This window comes from Streptomyces sp. CA-251247, assembly GCF_050952975.1.
GTDB lineage: Bacteria > Actinomycetota > Actinomycetes > Streptomycetales > Streptomycetaceae > Streptomyces > Streptomyces achmelvichensis.
In genome coordinates this window covers 4,634,936-4,658,071 of sequence record NZ_CP191861.1, presented here as the reverse complement: position 1 = coordinate 4,658,071, position 23,136 = coordinate 4,634,936, and the positions used below count along the sequence as shown (strand labels likewise).

Annotated in this window: 19 protein-coding genes and 1 pseudogene; 14 read left to right on the top strand and 6 right to left on the bottom strand. The window is 67.0% G+C overall.

The window, feature by feature from the left end:
- Window positions 1-347 precede the first annotated feature (347 nt).
- The 4 genes from ACQPWZ_RS20600 to ACQPWZ_RS20585 all read left to right on the top strand — a co-directional run bounded on the left by ACQPWZ_RS20600 (window position 348) and on the right by ACQPWZ_RS20585 (window position 3,626).
- Window positions 348-1,202 (top strand): DUF3737 family protein, encoded by an 855-nt coding sequence (locus ACQPWZ_RS20600; protein ID WP_433572086.1) that lies wholly within the window; start codon window positions 348-350, stop codon window positions 1,200-1,202.
- Window positions 1,199-2,365: a MalY/PatB family protein gene (locus ACQPWZ_RS20595; RefSeq protein ID WP_433572085.1), complete on the top strand. Its 1,167-nt coding sequence runs from the start codon at window positions 1,199-1,201 to the stop codon at window positions 2,363-2,365. The genes ACQPWZ_RS20600 and ACQPWZ_RS20595 overlap by 4 nt, the downstream gene beginning before the upstream one ends.
- Before the next feature lie 278 nt (window positions 2,366-2,643).
- On the top strand, window positions 2,644-3,144 hold the full coding sequence (locus tag ACQPWZ_RS20590; protein ID WP_433572084.1) for a hypothetical protein: 501 nt from the start codon (window positions 2,644-2,646) through the stop codon (window positions 3,142-3,144).
- Complete coding sequence (locus tag ACQPWZ_RS20585; RefSeq protein ID WP_433572083.1) at window positions 3,141-3,626, top strand: hypothetical protein; 486 nt, start codon at window positions 3,141-3,143, stop codon at window positions 3,624-3,626. The genes ACQPWZ_RS20590 and ACQPWZ_RS20585 overlap by 4 nt, the downstream gene beginning before the upstream one ends.
- Before the next feature lie 112 nt (window positions 3,627-3,738).
- Here the strand turns inward: ACQPWZ_RS20585 and ACQPWZ_RS20580 are convergent, their stop codons facing one another.
- Together ACQPWZ_RS20580 and ACQPWZ_RS20575 are read right to left on the bottom strand one after the other, a co-directional pair.
- Entirely contained in the window at window positions 3,739-4,596 is an 858-nt protein-coding gene (locus ACQPWZ_RS20580) for a helix-turn-helix transcriptional regulator (RefSeq protein WP_433572082.1), read from the bottom strand.
- Window positions 4,597-4,663: 67 nt separating this feature from the next.
- Complete coding sequence (locus ACQPWZ_RS20575) at window positions 4,664-5,860, bottom strand: low temperature requirement protein A (RefSeq protein WP_433572081.1); 1,197 nt, start codon at window positions 5,858-5,860, stop codon at window positions 4,664-4,666.
- 433 nt (window positions 5,861-6,293) lie between these two features.
- Between ACQPWZ_RS20575 and ACQPWZ_RS20570 the strand changes: the two genes are divergently transcribed.
- From ACQPWZ_RS20570 to ACQPWZ_RS20545, 6 genes and pseudogenes are all read left to right on the top strand, one after another.
- Window positions 6,294-6,815: a (2Fe-2S)-binding protein gene (locus ACQPWZ_RS20570; protein WP_433572080.1), complete on the top strand. Its 522-nt coding sequence runs from the start codon at window positions 6,294-6,296 to the stop codon at window positions 6,813-6,815.
- Window positions 6,802-7,788, top strand: coding sequence for an FAD binding domain-containing protein (locus ACQPWZ_RS20565; RefSeq protein WP_433572079.1), 987 nt, complete (start codon window positions 6,802-6,804; stop codon window positions 7,786-7,788). Before ACQPWZ_RS20570 ends, ACQPWZ_RS20565 begins: the two co-directional genes overlap by 14 nt.
- A gap of 17 nt (window positions 7,789-7,805) precedes the next feature.
- Window positions 7,806-10,115, top strand: coding sequence for a xanthine dehydrogenase family protein molybdopterin-binding subunit (locus tag ACQPWZ_RS20560; RefSeq protein ID WP_433572078.1), 2,310 nt, complete (start codon window positions 7,806-7,808; stop codon window positions 10,113-10,115).
- A gap of 311 nt (window positions 10,116-10,426) precedes the next feature.
- Window positions 10,427-11,563: pseudogene (locus ACQPWZ_RS20555) on the top strand (XdhC family protein); the annotation flags it as partial.
- Window positions 11,564-11,732: 169 nt separating this feature from the next.
- Window positions 11,733-12,464, top strand: a complete 732-nt coding sequence (locus ACQPWZ_RS20550; RefSeq protein ID WP_433572077.1) for an SDR family NAD(P)-dependent oxidoreductase — start codon at window positions 11,733-11,735, stop codon at window positions 12,462-12,464.
- Between the two features lie 257 nt (window positions 12,465-12,721).
- Window positions 12,722-12,925: a hypothetical protein gene (locus ACQPWZ_RS20545; protein ID WP_433572076.1), complete on the top strand. Its 204-nt coding sequence runs from the start codon at window positions 12,722-12,724 to the stop codon at window positions 12,923-12,925.
- A 54-nt stretch (window positions 12,926-12,979) separates the two neighbouring features.
- On the opposite strand, the gene ACQPWZ_RS20540 is transcribed toward ACQPWZ_RS20545, so the two are convergent.
- Window positions 12,980-14,173, bottom strand: coding sequence for an RtcB family protein (locus ACQPWZ_RS20540; protein WP_433572075.1), 1,194 nt, complete (start codon window positions 14,171-14,173; stop codon window positions 12,980-12,982).
- 163 nt (window positions 14,174-14,336) lie between these two features.
- Between ACQPWZ_RS20540 and ACQPWZ_RS20535 the strand changes: the two genes are divergently transcribed.
- The 3 genes from ACQPWZ_RS20535 (at window position 14,337) to ACQPWZ_RS20525 (ending at window position 17,637) form a co-directional block, all read left to right on the top strand.
- Window positions 14,337-15,158, top strand: a complete 822-nt coding sequence (locus tag ACQPWZ_RS20535) for a DUF3558 domain-containing protein (RefSeq protein ID WP_340474562.1) — start codon at window positions 14,337-14,339, stop codon at window positions 15,156-15,158.
- Window positions 15,159-15,281: 123 nt separating this feature from the next.
- The gene (locus tag ACQPWZ_RS20530; protein ID WP_340474561.1) at window positions 15,282-16,013 is read left to right on the top strand and encodes a DUF3558 family protein; all 732 of its coding nucleotides are present in this window, start codon (window positions 15,282-15,284) and stop codon (window positions 16,011-16,013) included.
- 151 nt (window positions 16,014-16,164) lie between these two features.
- Window positions 16,165-17,637, top strand: coding sequence for a DUF2637 domain-containing protein (locus ACQPWZ_RS20525; protein ID WP_433572074.1), 1,473 nt, complete (start codon window positions 16,165-16,167; stop codon window positions 17,635-17,637).
- 33 nt (window positions 17,638-17,670) lie between these two features.
- Here the strand turns inward: ACQPWZ_RS20525 and ACQPWZ_RS20520 are convergent, their stop codons facing one another.
- Both ACQPWZ_RS20520 and lysS read right to left on the bottom strand, forming a co-directional pair.
- Window positions 17,671-17,877, bottom strand: a complete 207-nt coding sequence (locus ACQPWZ_RS20520; RefSeq protein ID WP_327681565.1) for a hypothetical protein — start codon at window positions 17,875-17,877, stop codon at window positions 17,671-17,673.
- A 131-nt stretch (window positions 17,878-18,008) separates the two neighbouring features.
- Window positions 18,009-19,736 (bottom strand): lysine--tRNA ligase, encoded by a 1,728-nt coding sequence (lysS, locus tag ACQPWZ_RS20515; protein WP_433572073.1) that lies wholly within the window; start codon window positions 19,734-19,736, stop codon window positions 18,009-18,011.
- Window positions 19,737-19,893: 157 nt separating this feature from the next.
- On the opposite strand from lysS, the gene argS reads away from it, so the two are divergent.
- A complete protein-coding gene (gene argS / locus ACQPWZ_RS20510) occupies window positions 19,894-21,654 on the top strand; it encodes an arginine--tRNA ligase (RefSeq protein ID WP_340474558.1) in 1,761 nt (586 codons plus the stop codon).
- Between the two features lie 22 nt (window positions 21,655-21,676).
- On the opposite strand, the gene ACQPWZ_RS20505 is transcribed toward argS, so the two are convergent.
- Window positions 21,677-23,023, bottom strand: a complete 1,347-nt coding sequence (locus ACQPWZ_RS20505) for a helix-turn-helix domain-containing protein (protein ID WP_433572072.1) — start codon at window positions 23,021-23,023, stop codon at window positions 21,677-21,679.
- Window positions 23,024-23,136: the final 113 nt, after the last annotated feature.

The window sequence follows — 23,136 nt, the reverse complement described above, 5'->3', positions numbered from 1 at the left end:
TCTGATCGGCGCCAGTGACGTCGAGTAGCCCCTGAAGCATGCTGCTTTGCCTGGTCGACGGAAAGCCGACTCATTCGAGGTCGAAGCGGTACCTGGCTCGTGAGTGGGGGGACATGTCTTTCCCTGGAAGAACGTGCCCTTCCGGTAACCGGTCGCCTGCGGCAACTATGGATCCATGGTTCATTCGACTGCGATGGCACCGCCTTCCCGGACGTGGACTCAAGGCTGGGGTATCGGCTCACCTCTGCACAGGTGGCGGCCCTCGCGCGACAACAATCTTCCGTAGGCCCCGCATGCGGGAATAGCCTGCGCAAAGGAAAGTCCCGAATTAAGTGAGCACATCAAACATGCAGGATTTCGAGCACCAATCATTTACCGGCGAGCGAGCCCTGTTCGCGGAACGGGATCTGCACATCTCCTATTCCGTTTTCGGTGACGGTGAATCCCCACTCAAAGAGAGCCGGAGCATCACACTCGACCATACTTTGTTCCGATGGAAGTATCCTCTGTGGTACAGCCGGAACGTCACCGTCACCAATAGTGCACTACTGGAGACAGCCCGCTCGGGCATCTGGTACACCGATGACATCACAGTCTTGAACAGCACAATCGAGGCCCCTAAGACGTTCCGCAGGTCGAAGAACATCACCCTCGACCACGTGGACATGCCCGTTGCCACCGAAACTCTTTGGGATTGCGACTTCGTCCGGATGTCCCATGTCACTGCCAAGGGTGACTACTTCGGAATGAACAGCAGGAACGTCATGGCATCGGACTTCCGGCTGAGCGGTAACTATGCCTTCGACGGTGCGCGTAACGTCGAGATCCACAACGCCACCATGCTGTCCAAGGACGCCTTCTGGAACTGCGAGGACGTGACCGTCTACGACTCGTACATCGTCGGCGAGTACCTCGGATGGAACTCGAAGAACCTGACCTTCGTCGACTGCACGATCGAGAGCTTGCAGGGCTTGTGTTACATCGAGAATCTGACGTTGAAGAACTGCCGTCTTATGAAAACGACACTCGCCTTCGAACACTCGACAGTCGACGCCGATGTGACAACGGAAATCGACAGCGTGCTGAATCCGAGCGGTGGCACCATACGCGCCAAGGGCATCCGTGAGCTCATCGTGGATGGGACCAAGGTTGACCCCCGCAACACCACGATCGTCCTCACCGGCCAGACGAACACAGCATGACGACGTACGACTTCTCACAGATGACAGACCGCCGCCAGACCAACTCGCTCAAGTGGTCTGGCGCCAATGACGAACTGCCCATGTGGGTGGCCGACATGGACTTCCGGACGGCCCCCGAAATCGTGGAAGCGATCCGAAGAAGGACCGAGTCGGGCATCTTCGGCTACACCGTCGTCCCGGACGACTACAAACAGGCCGTTGCCGACTGGTGGAAGCGGCGGCACAGCTTCGCCGTACAGCGGGACTGGATCGTCTTCTGCACGGGTGTTGTCCCAGCGATCTCCTCCATCGTCCGCAAGATGACAACGGTCGGCGAGAACGTGCTGATCCTGCCGCCTGTCTACAACATCTTCTCCAACTCGATCCTCAACAACGGCCGGAACGTGGTCGGCAGTGACCTGCAGTACGACGGCACGGACTACCGCATCGACTTCGAGGATCTGGAGCGGAAGCTCGCCGACCCGCAGACGACACTGATGCTCCTCTGTAACCCGCACAACCCGATCGGCAAGATCTGGGACTCACAGACACTGGCCAAGATCGGAGATCTCTGCGTTCGTCACCACGTGCTCGTCGTATCTGACGAGATCCACTGTGACCTGACGGCTCCTGGCAGCGCGTACACACCCTTCGCGTCTGTCTCTGACGCATGTGCGAACAGCAGCGTCACCTGTGTTGCGCCGACCAAAGCCTTCAACCTGGCAGGGCTGCAGACGGCCAGTGTCATCATTCCGAACGAGCAGGTCCGCGCCAAAGTAGAGCGCGGGCTGAATACGGACGAGGTGGCGGAGCCGAACGCCTTTGCCATTGAGGCAACCATCGCGGCCTTCACCGCAGGGGAACCTTGGCTCAACGCCCTGCGGGGCTATATCCAGGAAAACAAGGAGTGGGCAACTGCCCATATCCACACTCAACTTCCAGCCCTGACCGTCGTTCCGTCCCAGGCAACCTACCTCCTTTGGGTCGATTGCGGTGCCATCACCTCAGACACCGCCGAGCTGTGCAGATTCCTGCGCCAGAAGACCGGCCTGCACCTCTCCGACGGTGCCGTCTTCGGCGAGCCCGGGCGCTCGTTCATCCGGATGAACGTGGCCTGCCCGCGGGCTCGCCTTGAGGACGGATTGTCACGCCTTAAAGCCGGCATCGACGCCTACGCCATGTAGAGGACAGCTCGCGGTGCTGCACCTTCTAGTCGTTCCGGTCGGGGCATAGAGCGCCACCAACGACCTGGGCAAACCGCCAATGCCAATGCAGCTCATCGCGGAGCGTCACACCGGCGCCAGGTCATCATTCGTCTACTCAGAGGAATTGCATTGTGCCCCCGAAGCCGCACGAGCACTCCACGGCCGAATCTCCAGCTGATGGCACCTGCACCCCGGGCGAGGCACGGATACGCCTCTCACCGCTAGCCGCGGCCAGCGAACAGTTCGCCGGCGCACTCATGAAGAACATCGCCGACGACGCCGGCCTCGCCACCGAGATGGGCCTGCGCTGCTTCGGCGCCGAAGAGCAGCAACACCTCGAAGCGCTGTCACCTCTCGAGAGCTGGCAGCGGCACGTTGCTCTCCGGGGCCCGGAGACACTGGGTGCCGCCCTGGTCGAACGCATCCTGTGCCGGCCTGGCATGGCGCAGGACGGCACTCTCGAAGAGGCGTTCGTGGTGGCCGCTCACTATCACGATCCGACAGAACTGGCCTCGCCCGCAGAGGCGCTCGCGTATTCACTGGCTGCGCGATTGGAAGGGCCCGATGCGCGGCTGCGCGCGGAGCTGGCCACAGCGCAGATGCTCGGCCTGGCTGTGTTGGAGGGTGTCCTGCCGACGCTGGCCGAGTCTGCTCCCGGTGACATCGTCCGCCTTTTCGGCCCTGCGCTGCAGGCCGTTCTCGACAACTCCACTGCCGATGGTGCCAGTTCGAAGGCCGACAACGGGGCCAAGACATGACGGGTTTCCTGCTGGTCCTGACTGCAGCCTTCACGCTCGGCGTTCCGGCCGGGCCGCTCGGGGCGGCCCTGGATGTGCCAGCCGCCCATGTCATCCTCGCCCTCGTCCTCGGCGCACTGCCCGTTCCCGCGGTCACCACGTTCGCCGTGGCACGCCTGCGGCCTCTGTGGCGCTCCTGGTACACCCGGCACGGACGGCGACTGCCCGGCATCGGCCGACTCCGCACGGGCGCCGGCGGTTCCGGCGCACTCCGAACAGCACGGCGCCACGACCGAGCACGCCGCTTCCTCGACCGCTACGGGGCACCGGGCTTCGGCATGCTGGGACCGCTGTTCTTCGGTACCTGGGGCACCGCCTTGCTTGGCTCGGCCCTCAGTCTGCCTCGCCGCCGCTTCATTCCCTGGCTCGCCGCCGGCGCCGCATTCTGGGGCACCGTCTGGCTGTTCGCCTCCGAAGCCGCCTCCGGCCTTCTCTCTGCATGAGACCTTCCGGAAGGATCTCTCGCGCGCCGGGCAGGCCGAGCCCCTCCGCCGCAGGGGATGAAACGGAGCAGCGTCGGGAACACAGTGCCTAGCCGCTCAACCCATGACGAAACTACCGATCGGATTGCTGTAGCTCTGCACTGCGCAGGGTCATGAGTCGGTGTCTGGTCTCATCGTTCGCCGGTGAGAGGACCACGAGGAACTGATCGCGATCCTGAGCGACCGTAAGGATCTGCCAGTCCAAGCGAAGCTCCCCAACCACTGGGTGTCGGAGGCGTTTCGTACCTGAGGCACTACTTGACGCTCGATAGGAATCCCACCAGCGGCGGAACTCCGGGACCTGCTCGCTCAGCTCGGACACCATTTCATCCATGCGGGAATCGCGCGGATGGCGACTGGCTTCCATTCTCAAATACGAGACGCACTCACGTGCTGTCTGTTCCCAATCGACCACTCTATTCCGTATGTGCGGGTCAAGGAAGGTCAGCCGCAAATAGTTTCGCTGCGTTTCCGGGATCTCGGCGAAGTCGGTCAAGAGCTCGGCCGCCATCGGATTCCAGGCCAGAACATGCATGAATCTCCCGAGAACCACTGCAGGTGTGGTGCCAAGGTCAGCGAGGACTGCGCGCACGGGCCCGGGCACGGTTTGGCGTTCGGCACGGTGCCGTCGAGCCGGCGCGCGATCGCCCAGCTGACGTAGGTAGTCGCGCCGGTCGTCGTCGAGGAGCAAGGCGCTTGCGAGAGCATCGATGACGCTTCCCGAGGGCGCGGGCAGTCGCCCCTGCTCCAACCGCGCGTAGTAGTCAACGCTGATGCCTGCCAGGTGAGCGACTTCCTCGCGCCGGAGGCCGCGAACCTTGCGTGACTCCTCATGTGAGGGTAGTCCGACCTGGCTGGGAGAGATTTCGCTTCTTCGGGCGCGGAGGAATGCGGCAAATTCCTGACGTCGGTCTTCCTTCGTGCGAGTCACGTCAATCACTCTGCCAGATCCGCGATGAACCAAGGGGGGAAGAATTTTACCAGGCAGACCAGGACTCTTACTCGAAAGCGACAATTTGTGACTCAGGGTAGAGAACCCGCCGTTGGCCGAGGACGACGAGCAAGACCAAGAGGACTGCCGCAGATGTGACCGCTGCCCATGAAGGCATGAACCAGGTGGCCGGGAAAAGGACGCCAAGAGCGAGCAGGCAGGGAACGTACCACTGCAATGCAGTGCCGAGCCGGTCACCGTGGCGCAAGGAGAGCGCCGCTGAAGCTGTGAAAAACAGAAGCAATCCGCCGCAGAGGGCCCATCGCGCGCCCGGCGGGAGGGTGTGATGGGGGTCGGCCACCGTGGTGTCCAAGGATGCCGCGATGGCAGTGATGCCGGACACCAGAAGGAAGGGGAGGTACATGACGGCATCGCGCAAGGCCTGACTGGCGCCGGCCCTCGCAGCGTGATTCAGGCCGAGGGCGGCCGTGGGTGTGCCCCACAGATAGAACGCCATGGCCAAGGCGGTAATGGCTACGAAGGCAGCAAGAGCGGCACCGGCAGAGATGAAGGTGAAGTGGTCAGCCAGTGTGGTGACGATCGTCAACACACTCTCGCCCAGGACGATGACCACGAACAAACTGATCCGCTCCACAAGGTGACCGACGGCGAGTTCGTTGAAACTGGCGCGGGTGCCTCCGGCACGGACGGAGAGCAGGGCGACCTCCAGCCCGACAGCCAGTCCCCAGAGAACGAACCGAGCAGTGCCGGGGGTCGCTGCCGAAACAGCCCACAGTGTGGCTGGCAGCAGTCCGTACAACAGAGGGCGCCACAGTGGCAGCGGGCTGTCGGCGGACCACGCCGGGCGCCACCAAAGTGGTAGGTACGCCAGACGGACCCAGGCGGCGCCCAAGGCATAGACCCAGGCGCGGTCACCAAGTCCATCGGGGACGGAAGCGGCCATGAGCCCGATGCCGGGCATGGAGGCCACCAGCGTTGCCTGAGCGCGCCAGTTGCCGGGCCCGAAGATGTTGACGGTCATCGTCAGGTTGACCCACGCCCACCACGCGGGGAAGAAGAGAACGAAAAACTCTCCGAATTCGACGGGCTGTGGATCACCGTGCAACTCGTGGGCCAGTAGGTAGACGGTGGCCACGAACACCAAGTCGAAGAAGAGCTCAAACCAATTCGGATGGGACCTGTCTGTGCGAATGGCCGCATCCGCAGTTTCGCGGGGTTCTCCTGGGGTGGTCGGGTCGCTCACAGCCTCAGGCTGCGGGGGGCTGCCAGCACGAGGGATCCGACGCGCCGCAGAGTCCTAGGGGATCATCCGCTTGGCACCGGCGTCACACCGGTCGGCTGCCCATGAATCCCGGACGTGGCATGAAGGATGGTCCGCGATTCCTGCAGCGCCTTCGCCATAAGCAGGGATGGGGCCCACCGATCCCAGGGGGGTGCATTCTTCCTAGGGAAAACGTGGCCTTCCGGAACTCGATTGCAGAGACGAAGGTGGAGGGCGGCATCCGTGCGGGTGTGAAGTCATCCGCCATGCAGGCAGCGTGCCGGCGCGTTCCGCCCGGATGCATGCGTAGCCAGGGACGACCACAATGACTGGTAGGCCCCTCGGGCCCTGATCGTGCGCTTTTACGCACGGCCGTCCAGGCTCGCATCCCTAAAATCGTCAACAGTCGGAGGCAATGGGCATGCCCATTCCAAATACGACCGACCTCGTGCGCAGCGTCGACATCACATTGCGGGTCAACGGCATCAAACACGAGCTGACGGTCGACCCCCGGATCACACTGCTGGACGCCTTGCGTGAGCAGCTCAGCCTCGGTGGAACCAAGAAGGGCTGCGACCAGGGACAGTGCGGTGCTTGTACCGTGCACGTCGAAGGACGTCGCGTGCTGGCCTGTCTTACGCTCGCTTGTCAGGTCGCGGGTCGCGAGGTCACCACCATTGAGGGGCTCGCCTCTGATGACGGGAACCTGCACCCGGTGCAGGCCGCTTTCATGGAACACGACGGATTCCAGTGCGGCTACTGCACTCCTGGCCAGATCATGTCGGCGGTGGCATGCATCCGCGAGGGGCACGCGAACTCCGATTCCGATATCCGCGAGTTCATGAGCGGCAATATCTGTCGCTGTGGCGCCTACCCGAACATCGTTGCCGCAGTGCGCGAAGCGGCGCAGCACGAGGTTGACCATGCACACCATTGATTACCTGCGCGTGGACGCGCTCGAAACGGCCATTGCGACGCTGCGTGACGACCCGTCCTCAGCACCCCTGGGTGGCGGAACGACATTGGTGGACCTGATGAAGTGCGGAGTGGCTCAGCCGTCCCGCTTGGTCGACCTCACCTACCTGCCCGGCCTCGACGGGATCGAAGCGTGTGAGTCGGCGCTTCGCGTGGGAGCGCTGGCCAGAATGAGCGATGTGGCGGTCCACCCAGAGGTTCAGCAGCGCTGGCCGGCGGTGTCCGAGGCACTGTTGCGCGGGGCGTCTCAGCAACTGCGCAACATGGCGACCATCGGCGGGAACCTGATGCAGCGCACCCGCTGTGGCTACTTCAGGGATCCCACGTTCTCCGAGTGCAACAAGCGCTCCCCCGGCTCGGGCTGCGCGGCCCTGGAGGGCGAGAACCGCGGCCACGCCGTATTGGGCACCAGCGATCATTGCATCGCCACCTACCCCGGCGACTTTGCGGTCGCTCTGATGGCGTTCGACGCCATCGTGCACATCCTCGGGCCGGACGGCGCCAGGAGCATCCCCATCGACGACTTCTTCCTTCTGCCTGGTGACACCCCGGAGCAGGAGCATCCGCTGAGCCAGGGCGAACTGATCACCGGCGTGGAGGTACCGGCCTCGCCGGCAGCGAGGCAGTCCCGCTACCTCAAAGTTCGCGACCGCGTCAGCTACGAGTTCGCAGCCGCGTCGGCCGCCGTCGGGCTGGAGATCGCCGATGACGGGACTGTCGCCGACGCTCGCGTAGCGCTTGGCGGGGTGGCGACCAAACCCTGGCGGGAGCCTGCTGTTGAGGCCGCGCTGATCGGCCGCTCAGCCGGGCCGGAACTGTTCCGTGAGGCCGCCGCGCTGGCCGCTGCAGGCGCCCACCCTCGGCAACACAACGCATACAAGGTCGAGTTGGCCCGCCGCACGGTCGCAAGGGCACTCATCAACGTGCCCCGGTGACAGAGGAGAGACAGAACATGACGAGTACCGACTTCACTCAAGTCGACGTCGGACCGACCTCCCCGATCGGCGCCACGACCCGCAGGCGAGACGGCCGGGAGAAAGTCACCGGGACAGCCCGCTACGCGGCGGAGTTCCAGCCAGAGGGCGTGCTCCACGCAGCCCTCGTGACCAGCACGGTCCCATCGGGCACCATCACCACCATCGACACCGAAGAGGCCCTGGCCATGCCAGGCGTCCACACGGTGCTCACCCACCTCAATGCCACACCACTGTTTCCCGCCCTGCTCTTCCCCTTCGGGGCAGCATTCCAGAGCCTGCTCCCGCTGCAGGACACCAGGATCAGGTTCAGCGGCCAGCCGGTCGGCCTGGTGGTCGCGGACACCTTCGAGCAGGCGACCGAAGCAGCCACCCGGGTACGCGTCGCCTACCGCACTGAACCCTTCATCTCCGATGAGAGCCACCCTGACGCCACCACCTTCGGGGCAGAGGACTGCGGCAAGGTACAGGAGATGGTCCCTGACCTGGTGAGGGGGGACCCGGACACCGCCCTGGCCGCTGCCCCGATCACCCTGGACGTCACCTACACCAGTCCCCGGCACTATCACGCCGCGATGGAACTACATTCCACAACGGCCAGCTGGACCCCGGACGGCTCCCTGACCGTCTGGGAACCCACCCAGTGGACCGCCGGCGCCCAGGCGACATTCGCCCAGTGGTTCAAACTGCCACTCGATCAAGTGCGGGTGATCTCGCCCTACGTCGGCGGCGGCTTCGGCTCCAAAGGCGGGCCACACCCTCACGCTGCCTTGACCGCGATGGCCGCACGCGAGCTGGGCCGGCCGGTCAAGCTGGTACTCAGCAGGCCGCAGCAGTTCACCTGCACATCGCCCCGACCAGCCACCCGGCAGCACCTGCGCCTCGGCGCCGACCGTGATGGCAAGCTGACCGCTCTGACACACGACAGCCTCAACGAGACTTCCTTCGACGACCTCTACATCGAGGCGTCCGGGACACTCAGCGCGCTGAGCTATGCCGTGCCCAACGGACGAACGAGATACCGGTTCTCTCGTGTCAACGCGGTCACCCCAGGCAGCATGCGTGGTCCCGGAGAAACCATCGGCAGCTTCGCACTGGAGTCTGCAATGGATGAACTCGCCGTGGCCCTGAACCTGGACCCGATCGAACTGCGGCTGCGCAACTACGCCGACCGTGACCAGCTGTTCGACAAGCCGTGGTCGACCAAGGGGCTCCGACGGGCCTACGAGGAGGGCGCTGCCGCCTTCGGCTGGCAAGAGCGTGACCCGAAGCCGCGCAGTATGCGCAACGGAACTGAGCTGATCGGCTGGGGCATGGCCGGCGGCGCCTTCCCCTGCTACTCCCATCCCACCGCGGCGGGGGTTCGGGTGCACGCGAACGGGACCGTGGAAGTCTTCAGCGGCGGCTCCGACATCGGCACCGGTACCTACACGCTCCTGGCGCAGGTGGCGGCCGACGTCTTCGGGGTCCCCGTCGACGATGTGGTTGTACGGCTCGGCGACAGCTCCTACCCGGAGGCGGCGGTTGCGGGTGGCTCCATGCTTGCCGGCTCCCTGACACCCGTGGCCCACCAGGCCGCAACCGCCGTACGCGACGAGCTGATTCAGCTGGCGTCCGCCCTGCCGGGAACCCCACTGCACGGACGAAGCGCGGGCGAACTCGAGGTCAACCAAGGCGGGGTATGTCTCGCGGGAAGCCCCGAGACCGGTCTGCGCTTCACCGAAATCCTGAGCGCCTCCAGCCGCGAGCTGGTCGAAGCGGTCCGGGACACCTTCGGCGACCTCTCGGAGCAAGATCGAATGAGTAACTACGGCACCCTGGCCCTGCTCAGGCTGCCCGCCGCCGGTACGCACTCCGTGTACTCCTGGAGTTCGATCTTTGCCGAGGTCGGAGTGGACGAAGAACTCGGCACCGTGCGGCTCAAGCGGCTTGTCGGCGCGTTCGACTGCGGACGGATCCTGAACCCCACCACGGCACGCAGCCAACTGATCGGCGGCATGGTCATGGCGAGCGGGGCGGCCCTCCTGGAAGCCGGCGTGGTGGACACTCGCCAGGGCCGTCTGGCCAATCCCAACCTCGCTGAATACATGGTCCCCGTCAACGCTGACATTCCGGAGATCGAAGTGCTGTTTGTCGGCGAGCCGGACCCGCACTCCAATCCTCTCGGTTCCAAAGGAATCGGCGAGCTGGGCATGACCGGAGTGCCGGCCGCCATTGCGAACGCGGTCCACCACGCAACCGGCCGCCGCGTACGAGACCTGCCGATTCTGATGGAAAAGATGCTCTGACCGAGGCGAAGCGGTGGGAGGTGGCGCTCCCCCAGCCACGCGCTTCAAATGCACGCTGCCCGATACGAAATACGGAGGCGTGGCTGACGCAGCACCGCGTGTGACACGTGCCCTGATCAACGGCGGCAGCGTCGTTGCGGGGATCTCACCTCGTCGTGAGCCAGGCCTAGGTTCACGCCACTGAGGTGGTGGTTTACCTGGGCTTAAGCGCGATCTTCATCGCGTATATCGCCCTAACCCAGTCCAGGGCGGCTCCAGTTCCGCTGACCACAAGTACCTCAACCCAACCCAGACCATTGTGAGGAGACCGAATGCTGGACATCGCCGACGAGTTGAACCGGTGGGTCGAGCAGGGGCGCGACTTCGCCGTGGCCACCGTGGTTGCAGTCACCGGCAGTGCGCCCCGCCAGCCCGGGGCGGCGCTAGCCGTCGACAGCGAAGGCTCGGTGATCGGATCGGTCTCTGGGGGGTGCGTGGAAGGCGCCGCGTACGACCTCTGCCAGCAAGCGCTGAAGGACGGCAATAGTGCCGTCGAACGCTTCGGGTACAGCGACGAGGACGCCTTCGCCGTAGGTCTGACCTGTGGCGGGGTCATCGACATCCTCGTACACCCGGTACGCGGGGACTCCCCCGCCAGGGAGATCATCGCCTCAGCGCTGGCCTCCGCCGCGAGAGGAAACGCGGCCGCAGTCGTGCGGATCACCGACGGGCCAGCCGAGCTGGCAGGCCGCGCGCTGCTCGTGCACAGCGACGGTTCCCATGAGGGCAGCCTCGGTGGCCACCCGGAACTTGACCGCACCGCTGCCGGCGAGGCCCGGGCCATGTTGGACTCCGGCCGCACGGGGACCGCCATCATCGGCACAGAAGGCTCCCGCTGCGGTCAGCCCTTGACCCTGTTTGTCGAGTCGAGCGTCACCGCCCCCCGCATGATCGTCTTCGGCGCGATCGACTTTGCGGCAGCACTGGTCCGAGTCGGGAAGTTTCTCGGCTTCCACGTGACCGTGTGCGACGCCCGCCCGGTCTTCGCGACGAGACTTCGCTTCCCCGAAGCGGACGAGGTCGTCGTCGACTGGCCGCACCGCTACCTGGAGGGGGCCGAGACGGACGGCCGTACCGTGCTGTGCGTCCTCACCCATGACGCCAAGTTCGACGTGCCCCTCCTGGAACTGGCGCTGAGGCTCCCCGTTGCGTACATCGGCGCGATGGGCTCCCGCCGTACCCACGAGGAACGCAACACCCGCCTGCGCGAGGCCGGCGTCACCGAACTGCAAATCGCCCGCCTCCGTTCCCCGATCGGCCTCGACCTCGGCGCCCGTACACCTGAGGAGACGGCCCTCTCGATAGGAGCAGAGATAGTTGCCAACCGTCGCGGCGGCAACGGCGGTTCTCTGACCGGGGCGCACACGCCGATCCACCACGACCAGCCGCCGGCGGCGGTTGGAGTCATCAGACCGGACAACGTGCTCGTGGTCCTGCCCGCTTCCGAAAAGGAAGGTCGGCAGCGACTCGCCGCCCTGAGCACACCGTAACCACGCGCATGGCACGGCCATGCGCCGCACATCCGAAAGGAGGCGAAGGCGCCAGTCCCCCCTCGAAGAGCGGCGCCTTCACCAGCCCATGACCATCACACTCATCACCGGAGCCACCCGCGGAATCGGCCTGGAGACCGCCCGCCAGCTAGCCGGGGCCGGGCACACCGTCTACCTCGGCGCACGCGACCTGAAGCGCGGTCAAGAGGCCGCTGGGAAGTTCGGCGCACGCGCGATACAACTCGACGTCACCGACGAGGAATCTGTCCAGGCGGCGGCGGAACTGGTCCGTGAGGAAGCCGGAACACTCGATGTGCTGATCAACAACGCCGGCATCTCCGGCCCCTGGAAGCTGGCCGGCGAGTACACCGCTGCCGACATGGAACACGTCTACGCCACCAACGTCTTCGGCCTCGTCCGCGTCACTCACGCCTTCCTGCCGCTCCTGGGGTCCAGCAGCCACCCCGTCATCGTCAACGTCAGCAGCACCGGCGGCTCCCTCACCCGCAACACGGATCCCACGAGCTTCGAGTACAAGGTTCCCGTGCTGACCTACGCATCGTCCAAGAGCGCTGTCAACATGATCACCGTCCAGTACGCCAACGCCTACCCGAACATGCGGATCAACGCTGTCAACCCTGGGCTCACCGCCACGGATTTCGCCGACATCGCCAGCCCTGGGACCATGCCTGTCGACTTCGGCGAGCTGGGTATCCAGTCGGTTGAGGAGGGCGCCCTGCCCATTGTCCGCATGGCCACCATCGGCCCCGACGGGCCCACCGCAGGCTTCTTCGAAGCAGCCGGCCCCGCCCCATGGTGACCCCCGCACTGAACAGACGCCCCTCCCTTCGGCCGACTACTCATCCGGGCTGACAGAGCGGTCGACCACTTCCCCCCATGGCCCCACCTTCGGCCATAAGGAATCAACTCAATCCCCCGGAAAACCAGCTCGCGTACCGAGAATCTGTCGTGTGGTCACGAAGGCGGCGACAACGGATCTCTAGTCCACCCACCCTCGGCGTTCTGAAGTTGGCCAGAGCAGCTCTGTCCCGCTTCGCTTCCGGGCAGTATGACCGCGTGGAAGCAGAGACGTTGGCGGGGTTGTTCGGTCTCGGCGGCGCTGTGGTCGGCGCAGTGGTCTCGTCAAGCGCCGTCGTATGGCAGCAGCGCAGGAACGCCCGCGAGGCGGAGCGCACCCATCTGCTGGGCATTGCCGAGGCAGCGGCCAACGAGGTCATCCAGATTAGCTACGCGCTTCAATTCCCGTGCCCCCACGAGTAGAAGCCCCGGACTGCTACCAGTCCGGGGCCCCTCGTTCACGTGGTGTTCTGCCCCTCAGCCCTTCACGCAGATGACCTGCTTCAGCTTCGCCACGACCTCCACCAGATCCCTCTGCTGGTCGATCACCTTCTCGATCGGCTTGTACGCGCCCGGGATCTCGTCCACGACACCCGAGTCCTTACGGCACTCCACACCCCGCGTCTGCTCCTCCAGGTCCTTCGTCGAGAAGCGCTTCTTCGCCGCGTTCCGGCTCATCCGCCGACCCGCCCCGTGCGACGCCGAGTTGAACGACTTCTCGTTACCCAGACCCTTCACGATGTACGAGCCCGTGCCCATCGAACCCGGGATGATGCCGAAGTCTCCGCTGCCCGCCCGGATCGCTCCCTTACGGGTCACCAGCAGGTCCATGCCCTCGTACCGCTCCTCCGCCACGTAGTTGTGATGGCAGGAGATCACCGGGTCGAACGTCACCTTCGCCTTGCGGAACTCCCTGCGGACCACTTCCTGGAAGAGGCCCATCATGATCGCGCGGTTGTACTTCGCGTACTCCTGCGCCCAGAAGAGGTCGTTCCGGTACGCCCCCATCTGCGGGGTGTCCGCGATGAAGACCGCGAGGTCCCGGTCGATCAGGCCCTGGTTGTGCGGCAGCTTCTGGGCCTGGCCCATGTGGTACTCCGCGAGCTCCTTGCCGATGTTCCGCGAGCCGGAGTGCAGCATCAGCCACACCGCTCCCGACTCGTCCAGGCAGAACTCCACGAAGTGGTTGCCGCTGCCCAGCGTTCCCATCTGCTTCGTCGCGCGCTCCCGGCGGAACTTGACCTCGTCCGCCACGAAGTCGAACCGGGTCCAGAAGTCGTCCCAGCCGCCCGTCGGGAAGCCGAACACGCGGCCCGGGTCCACCGGGTCGCCGTGCATGCCCCGGCCGACCGGAATCGCCTGCTCGATCTTCGAGCGCAGTCGTGAGAGGTCACCGGGCAGGTCGTTCGCCGTGAGCGACGTCTTCACCGCGGACATGCCGCAGCCGATGTCGACGCCGACCGCCGCCGGGCAGACCGCTCCGTGCATCGCGATGACGGAGCCGACCGTCGCGCCCTTGCCGTAGTGGACGTCCGGCATGACGGCGAGGCCCTTGATCCACGGCAGCGTCGCCACATTGCGCAGCTGCTGCATCGCGACGTCCTCGACCGAAGCCGGGTCCGCCCACATCCGGATGGGGACCTTCGCACCCGGCACCTCTACATACGACATGACTCCTCAATTCCCCCGAAAAGGTACGAAACGCAAAAGCAGCGCCAATGCCCGCGAAAGACTCGACGGACCGGCATTCACGGCAGTGCGTGCGATACACATTGTGTCCATCGGCCGCGTGCGCGCGGCAACAGCTTTTCCGTTCGAAGGGAGCCTGGGAACCGTGCAACGAAAGGCGTACGTGCCCGGCCTTGCGGCGCTGCTCGCGGTGCTGGTCGCAGGCTGCAGCGGCGGGGACGGCAGCGACGGCTCGGCCACGGACTCCAAGGCCGGCGAGGGCACGCAGTCCGTCGCGGAGCCCGGCAAGTACCGCACCTTGCTCGAACCGTGCGGCTCCGTCGAGCGCGGCACGCTCAAGGACCTGTTGCCCGGCACCGCCGAGCTCCCCGACGAGCAGCAGCAGCGCATCTTCCGCGGCACTGCCGCCGTGACCTATGACACCGACCGCCGTGTCGGCTGCAACTGGAAGGCCGACTCCCCCGACGCCTCGCACACCCTCAGCCTCGACTTCGAGCGCGTGGTGTCCTACGACACCTCGGTGAGCGACGACGACCGGGCGCAGGAGGTGTTCGCGAAGAAGCAGGCCGGCGCCTCGCTGCCGGTCGCCGAGGACCCGCGCGACGAGAAGGGCAAGGCCTCGCCGCCGGCCGGCACGCCCTCCGGGCCCGCGTCCCCGAGCGGCAGCCCCTCGCCGGGTGCGAGCACCGGCACGGACGGTCCGTCGGCCACGCCCGAGGGGCTGGAGCCCCGGGTCCTCGACAGCCTCGGCGACGCAGCCTTCCTGGACGACGTCCTGAATCCCGCGGGCGCCGGATCCACCGCCCAGAGGCGGACCGTGAGCGTGGTGTTCCGCACATCCAACGTGATCGTGACCATCGTCTACCGGGAGCAGCCGGCGCGTACGACCGAGGTCCCCGACAGCAAGGAACTGCAGGAAAAGGCGCAGAGTCTGGCCCGGAACCTGGTGGAGCAGTTCAGCGCCTGAGGGCCGTGCGGGACGGGTCGGGCAACGGTGTACGTATCCCGGGACACACACGCGGCCGTGCCGTGTCCGCGTACCGTGGCCTCGCCGACCGGAGTGACCGTACGACTATCGAGTGAAGGAACCATGCACCGTTCAGCCTCGCGACTCACCCGCATTCTCGCCTGTGCAGCCGTCCCGGTGATGCTCGTCGTCGCCGGTTGTTCGTCGGACTCCGACGGCAAGAAGGAGTCGGGCGCCGACAAGCCGGCCGCAGCGAGTTCCCAGGACTCCGCGGACGCGCCGAAGCCGCAGAACATCGAGCCGGCGAAGTTCGCCAAGCTCCCCGACGCCTGCGACGCGGTCACCGCGAAGACGATCGAGACGCTGGTGCCGGAGACGAAGACGAAGAACGGCACGGCCGGCAAGACGTCGGACACCACCACCCGCGGCAGCTGCTCCTGGAACGGCCTGGAGGACAAGGGCGTCAAGGGCTCGCAGTACCGCTGGCTCGACGTCTCCTTCCTGCGCTACGAGTCGGAGTCGTCCCTGGGTGTCAGCGGCCAGAAGCGCGCCGAGGACAACTACGCCAAGGAAGTCGCCAAGGCGCAGGGCGCGCAGGGTGCGAAGAACCTGCGGACCTCTCCCGCGGCCGGTGTCGGCGAGGACGCCAAGGCGATCGGTTACGAGCTGAAGAAGACCGACGAGGACTTCACGTACGCCACCATCGTGACCCGCACGGACAATGTCGTGATCACGCTGACCTACAACGGCACGGGCTACGCGGGCGCCAAGCCGCCGGCCGCCTCCGACCTGATGAAGGGCGCCATCGCGGCGGCCAAGGAGGCCGTCGCTTCCGTGACCGCTGCGAACAAGTAACGCTGCGAACATGTGACTTTCGGCAAGTAGGTTCAGGCCACGGCCTGTTGGCGGAGTCCGCCGCTCCCCGCGAGCGCGGACTCCGCCGGCATGTGCCAGGCTGTGCCCCCTCGAAGGGCACATGCGTCACTGACACGGGAGGGGATCGCGGGTGGCCGCGATGCAGCTGACACGCACGCACCGCATACTCATCGCGCTCGTGGTGAGTGGCGCGGTGATCATTGCCGCGATCGGTTTCGCGGGGTCGTACGCGGCCGTGCGCGAGCTCGCCGAGCGCAAGGGCTTCGGCGACTTCGCCGTCGTCTTCCCCATCGGCATCGACGCGGGCATCTGTGTGCTGCTCGCGCTCGACCTCCTGCTGACCTGGCTGCGCATCCCCTTCCCGATGCTCCGCCAGACCGCATGGCTGCTCACCGTGGCCACCATCGCGTTCAACGGCGCCGCCTCCTGGCCCGACCCGCTGGGCGTCGGCATGCACGCGGTGATCCCCGTGCTGTTCGTCGTCTCCGTCGAAGCCGCCCGCCACGCGGTCGGCCGGATCGCCGACATCACCGCCGACAAGCACATGGAGGGCGTGCGCATCACGCGCTGGCTGCTCTCCCCGATCCCCACCTTCAAGCTGTGGCGCCGCATGAAACTGTGGGAACTGCGCAGCTACGAACAGGTCATCAAGCTGGAGCAGGACCGGCTGATCTACCAGGCACGCCTCCAGGCCCGCTACGGACGCTCCTGGCGCCGCAAAGCCCCCGTCGAATCCATGATGCCGCTACGCCTCGCCAAATACGGCGTGCCACTCGCCGAGACCGCCCCGGCCGGACTCGCCGCCGCCGGCATCGAACCCGCACTCCTGCCCCCGTCACCCCAGCCCGAGCTCCAGCCGCAGGCCCAGCTGGAACCCCCGTCCGCGAGGCAGACCCGCGGCACGGCCCAGCCGGAGCTCCCGCCCGCGCAGGAGTGGCCCGAGGAGCACGCGCAGTACCCGGAGCCGTCGCAGGAGCAGTACGAGAACGAGCACCACGAGCCGTACGAGCACGAGCAGTACGAGCAGTACGCCGAGCCCGGTCCCTACGGTCCGGCGCAGCAGCGCGGCCCTCAGCAGTACCCGCAGTACCAGGAGCAGGGCCAGGGCCCGTACCAGGAGCAGGGCCCGTACCACGAGCAGGCGCAGGAGCCGGCCGCCACTCATTCGAGCCCCTGGTTCGCCGCTCCCCAGGTGCCGCAGGAGGCGTACCAGGAGGCGTACGAGAACGGCTTCACCCCGCCGTCCGCCGAGGGCCTGGAGTCCAGTGCCGTACGGGTCCCCGCGGGCCCGGGCCGCACCCGCCCGCTGGGCGGTGTCGTCCCCGGCCCCCGGTCCGAGGGCCAGGCGCAGGAGCAGCTGCCGCCGGGTGGGGACCATGCGGAGCAGCCGACCGACGCCGCGGACTTCCGCGAGGCGGCCTACCCGGTGTTCGAGTCGTATGTGAAGGAGCACAGCGACTGGCCGAGCACCGAGCAGCTCGACATACATCTCTCGGACGCCCACGGCATCCGGCACCCGCGGAGCGCGGCGCTGCTGCGCCAGCTGATGCCCGAGTTCAAGAACCGCTTCCAGGCCGACCTCGAGGCCGAGCACATCGCCTGAGGCGGGCCGTCGAGTCCCGCCGCGGGTCCCGCTTCACGCCTTGGCGCGCTTGCGTCCCGTCTCGCCCACGACCGCGATGACCGCGCCGACGGCGAAGAGGACGACATAGCCGGCGGTGGGGATGTCCCACCACTGGTGGAGCAGGCCCCAGGGCCCGTCCCCGTAGAGGCGGCCGCCCGCGCCGAGGGCGCCCTGCACGGCGGTGATCCAGCCGATGATCGCGATGGTCTCGTTCTTCATGACTCCACGCTCCTTGGCCGCGGAGTCCGGCACATCGTGCGCACGGCGGAACCGCCGGTAGGCCGAAGGATGCACATACGGCCGAAGGGCCGCCCCGCGCGAGGCGCGAAGCGGCCCTCCCGGTGCGACGACTACGGCGCGAGCAGCTTGCGCACCCGGTCCGCGCCGACGGCCAGCAGCAGCGTCGGCAGCCGCGGGCCGGTCTCCCGGCTCACCAGCAGCCGGTACAGCAGGGCGAAGAAGGACCGCTGCGCGGTCTTCAGCTCCGGCGTCGGCTTGGCGTCCGGCGCCAGGCCCGCCATCACCTTCGGCACGCCGTAGACGAGCGTGGTGAGCCCGTCCAGCGACCAGTGCGAGTCCAGCCCCTCCAGCAGCAGACGCAGCGACTCGCGGCCCTCGTCGTCGAGGGAGCCGAGCAGTTCGGCGTCGGGCTCGGAGCGCACGACGGTCCGCGCCTCGGCCGGGACCTGGGTGGAGATCCAGTTCTCGGCGCGGTCCAGCCTCGGGCGCACCTCGTCGAGCGAGGACAGCGGGTTCGCCGGGTCCAGGTCGCTGAGGATGCGCACCGTCTGCTCGTCGTGGCCCGCGGTGATGTCGACGACGGAGGCCAGCGTCCGGTACGGCAGCGGCCGCGGGGTGCGCGGCAGCTCACCGGCGGCCGTACGCGCGGCGCGGGAGTGCGCCGCCGTGTCCGCCGGCAGGGCGCTGCCGTCGGCGACCTTGGACTCGAGCTTGTCCCATTCGTCGTACAGCCGCTGGATCTCCTGGTCGAAGGCGATCTTGAAGGACTGGTTCGGCCGCCGACGGGCGTACAGCCAGCGCAGCAGCGGAGCCTCCATGATCTTCAGCGCGTCGGCCGGGGTCGGCACGCCGCCCCGCGACGACGACATCTTCGCCATGCCGGAGATCCCGACGAACGCGTACATCGGCCCGATCGGCTGCTCGCCGCCGAAGATCCCGACGATCTGCCCGCCGACCTGGAACGAGGAACCGGGCGACGAGTGGTCGACACCGCTGGGCTCGAAGATCACTCCTTCGTAGGCCCAGCGCATCGGCCAGTCGACCTTCCAGACGAGCTTGCCGCGGTTGAACTCCTTCAGCCGGACCGTCTCCGAGAAGCCGCACGCGGAGCACTGGTACGTCAGCTCGGTGGTCTCGTCGTCGTACGCCGTGACCGTGGTCAGGTCCTTGTTGCAGCCGCCGCAGTAGGGCTTGTACGGGAAGTACCCCGCCGAGCTCGTGCCGTCGTCCTCGGCCGCGGCGCCGGAGCCCTCCGCGGCCTCCAGCTCGGCCTCGTCGACCGGCTTCTGGCCCTTCTTCGGCGGGGCCTTCTTCGTCCGGTACTGCGCGAGGATCGCGTCGATGTCACCGCGGTGCTTCATCGCGTGCAGCACCTGCTCGCGGTAGACGCCCGAGGTGTACTGCTCGGTCTGGCTGATGCCGTCGTACTCGACACCCAGCTCGGCCAGCGACGCTTCCATCGCGGCCTTGAAGTGCTCGGCCCAGGTCGCGTACGGCGAGCCCTCCGGGGCGGGCACCGACGTCAGCGGACGGCCGATGTGTTCGGCCCAGCTGTCGTCCACACCCGCGATGCCCTTCGGCACCTTGCGGAAGCGGTCGTAGTCGTCCCAGGAGATCAGGTGCCTGACCTCGTACCCGCGCCGCCTGATCTCGTCGGCGACCAGGTGCGGGGTCATGACCTCGCGGAGATTGCCCAGGTGGATGGGGCCGGAGGGGGAGAGACCGGACGCGACGACAACCGGTTTCCCAGGCGCACGCCGCTCCGAATCTGCGATGACATCGTCCGCGAAACGGGAGACCCAGTCGGTCTCGGTGCTGCTCTGAGCCACTGTCGGCACGTCCTTCTTTCTCGAAGCTTGGCGAGGCCATTCTCCCAGACGGATCGACCCGCCTGCCGGTTGCCTGCTCACGCCCGGACACGTCGGATAAATGAGGTTGCCCGCCCATGGGACACTTGACAATCGATATAGACCTCGACCCCAGGAACGGAAGCTCATGGCCTCGGTCCCTTCCCTCGCTTCGACCGTGCAGCAGCGCCTCGCGGACGCCCTCTCGGCTTCACTGCCGGAGGCCGGGTCCGCCGACCCCCTGCTGCGACGTAGCGACCGGGCCGACTTCCAGGCCAACGGCATCCTGGCGCTCGCCAAGAAGCTCAAGGGCAACCCGCGCGAGCTGGCCGACAAGGTCGTCGCGGCGATCCCGGACAACGACGTGCTGAAGGAGATCGAGGTCTCCGGACCCGGCTTCCTGAACATCACGGTCACCGACGAGGCGATCGTGCGGACGCTCGCGGCCCGCGCCGCCGACGACCGGCTCGGTGTGCCCCACTCCGCCGACGCCGGCACCACGGTGATCGACTATGCGCAGCCGAACGTGGCCAAGGAGATGCACGTCGGCCATCTGCGGTCCGCCGTGATCGGCGCCGCGATGGTGGAGATCCTGGAGTTCACCGGCGAGAAGGTGATCCGGCGTCACCACATCGGCGACTGGGGCACCCAGTTCGGCATGCTCATCCAGTATCTGATCGAGCACCCGCACGAGTTGGACCACCAGGGCGGCGAGGTCTCCGGCGAGGAGGCCATGTCGAGCCTCAACCGGCTCTACAAGGCCTCGCGTACGGTCTTCGACTCCGACGAGGAGTTCAAGGCCCGCTCTCGGGACCGGGTCGTGGCGCTCCAGTCGGGCGACGAGGAGACCCTCGCGCTGTGGCAGAAGTTCGTGGACGAGTCGAAGATCTACTTCTACTCGGTCTTCGGCAAGCTCGACATGGAGATCAACGACCCCGACGTGGTCGGCGAGTCCGGTTACAACGACATGCTCGACGAGACCTGCCGTCTGCTGGAGGAGTCGGGCGTCGCCGTCCGCTCCGAGGGCGCGCTCTGTGTCTTCTTCGACGACGTGAAGGGCCCGGACGGCAACCCGACCCCGCTGATCGTCAAGAAGTCCAACGGCGGCTACGGCTACGCGGCCACCGACCTCTCCGCGATCCGGGACCGGGTGCAGAACCTGGCCGCGGACACCCTGCTCTACGTGGTCGACGCCCGGCAGTCCCTGCACTTCAAGATGGTCTTCGAGACCGCACGCCGGGCCGGCTGGCTGAACGACAAGGTCGACGCGGTGCAGCTGGCCTTCGGCACGGTGCTCGGCAAGGACGGCAAGCCGTTCAAGACCCGTGAGGGCGAGACGGTCCGGCTGGTCGACCTGCTGGACGAGGCGGTGGACCGGGCGACCGCGGTCGTACGGGAGAAGGCCAAGGACCTCACCGAGGCGGAGATCGCCGAGCGTGGTGCCCAGGTGGGCATCGGCGCGGTGAAGTACGCCGACCTGTCGACGTCCGCCTCGCGGGACTACAAGTTCGACCTGGACCAGATGGTGTCGCTGAACGGCGACACGAGCGTCTACATCCAGTACGCGCACGCGCGGATCAAGTCGATCTTCGGCAAGGCCGGCGGTATCGAGCCGGTCGCGCACCCGGAGCTGGAGCTGGCGCCTGCCGAGCGTGCGCTCGGCCTGCACCTGGACCGGTTCGGCGAGACGGTCGCCGAGGCGGCCGCGTCCTTCGAACCGCACAAGCTGGCCGCGTACCTCTACCAGCTGTCGTCGCTGTTCACGACGTTCTACGACCAGTGCCCGGTGGTCAAGCCCGCGCCGCCGCGGGAGGTCGCGGAGAACCGGCTGTTCATCGCCGACCTGACCGCCCGCACGCTGCACCAGGGCATGGCGCTGCTGGGTATCCGTACCCCCGAGCGCCTCTGATCGTACGGTCCACTGGCCGGAGTCAGCGAGCCTTCCACTCGCTCTGCTCCGGCCAGTAGTCGTACATCGGCCGTCCCTTCATCGCGCTCGCCCGGAACGGCTTGCCGTTGTCGTCGACGCGCACGGTCCCGCGCCGGTCGCCGGCGCTCCAGTCGACCTCCAGATACCAGCTCACGTCGTGGGCCTCGGTCTTCAGGTCGAGGTTGAGCACCTGCGGGTCGCCGGACGAGACCTTGTACGGGAAGTCCTTGGCAGGCACCACCGTGTCGCCCTGCTGGCCGGCGACGGGACGCACGATCGGCCGGGGCTTGTCGAGATCGACGGCGAAGGTCTGCGGAGTGATGCCGCTGCCGCAGCCCTCACCCATCGAGTACGTCTGCCAGGCGAGCGGGGCCTTGCGGGCGACCACCCGCACATGCACGGCGATCAGGACGACGGATTCCTGCGCCTTTCCGGTGACGGTCAGTTGGAGCCGCATGCCGCCGGCGTCGACGCCGCCCAGTGCGCGGCCCCAGCCGCGGTGGTCCTGAGGGGCGGGCGGCGGCGGCACTTCGCCGGGTGCCTGGTCGAGCAGGAAGTACTGCCCGCAGGGCGAGTCCCAGTTGTACGAGCTGACGCCGGCCCGCACCGGTACGCCGGTCACGGGACGCTGTGGCGCCTGCTCGCCGGAGGCTGTTGCCGACGGGCTTGTGGTTTTCCGTGGCGCGCTCGCGGAGGGGCTGCCGCTCGGCGAGGTGCTCGCGGACGGGGAGGCGGAGCGGGACGCGGGCCCGTCGGGGTTCACCGCACCGGCCGCGCCCTTGCGGTCGTCGTCCGCCTTCCCCGAGCCGGTTCCCTGACTCGCGACGACGGCGGCCGGGACGGCGAGCGCCACGACGGCGGCAGCCGCGACGGCGACGGCAACGCGCTTACGGCGGGCGCCGGTTGCCGACGGTGCGGCGGCCGCCGTGTCGGTGGCGACGAGCGCGGTGGGGGGCGTGGACTCGGGTTCGGGTCCCGGCGCCGGTGCGGTCTCCGGTTCGGGCTCGGGCGCCGCTTCGGGCTCCGGTTCGGAGACCCGGTTCGGCTCCTGACCCGCAACCGCGGCCGCCGGCGCCCCCTTACCCCGTCTGCGTGCCTCGTCCGCGAGGATCCACTTCCGGTGCACGGCCACCAGTTCCTCGGAACTCGCCCCGCACGCCCGGGCGAACCGCTCGATCGGCGCGAACTCGGTCGGTACGGCTTCGCCGTTGCAGTACCGGTGGAGCGTCGAGGTGCTGACGTGGAGCTTGCCTGCGAGGACTCCGTAACTCCGCCCCGAACGGTCCTTCAGTTTTCTGAGCCGTGCCGCCAGTTCCTCGGCCTCGGGCGTCGCCGCCACCTCGTACATCCCCTCGTCATCGCACTCGTCCGTCCCGGAATGCCGTTCCAGGCAAGGGCTTTACCCCCAGGTCACAGTACGCGGCAGCGTTCCGGCTTCCCCAATGGTCGCTGCGGCGTTGC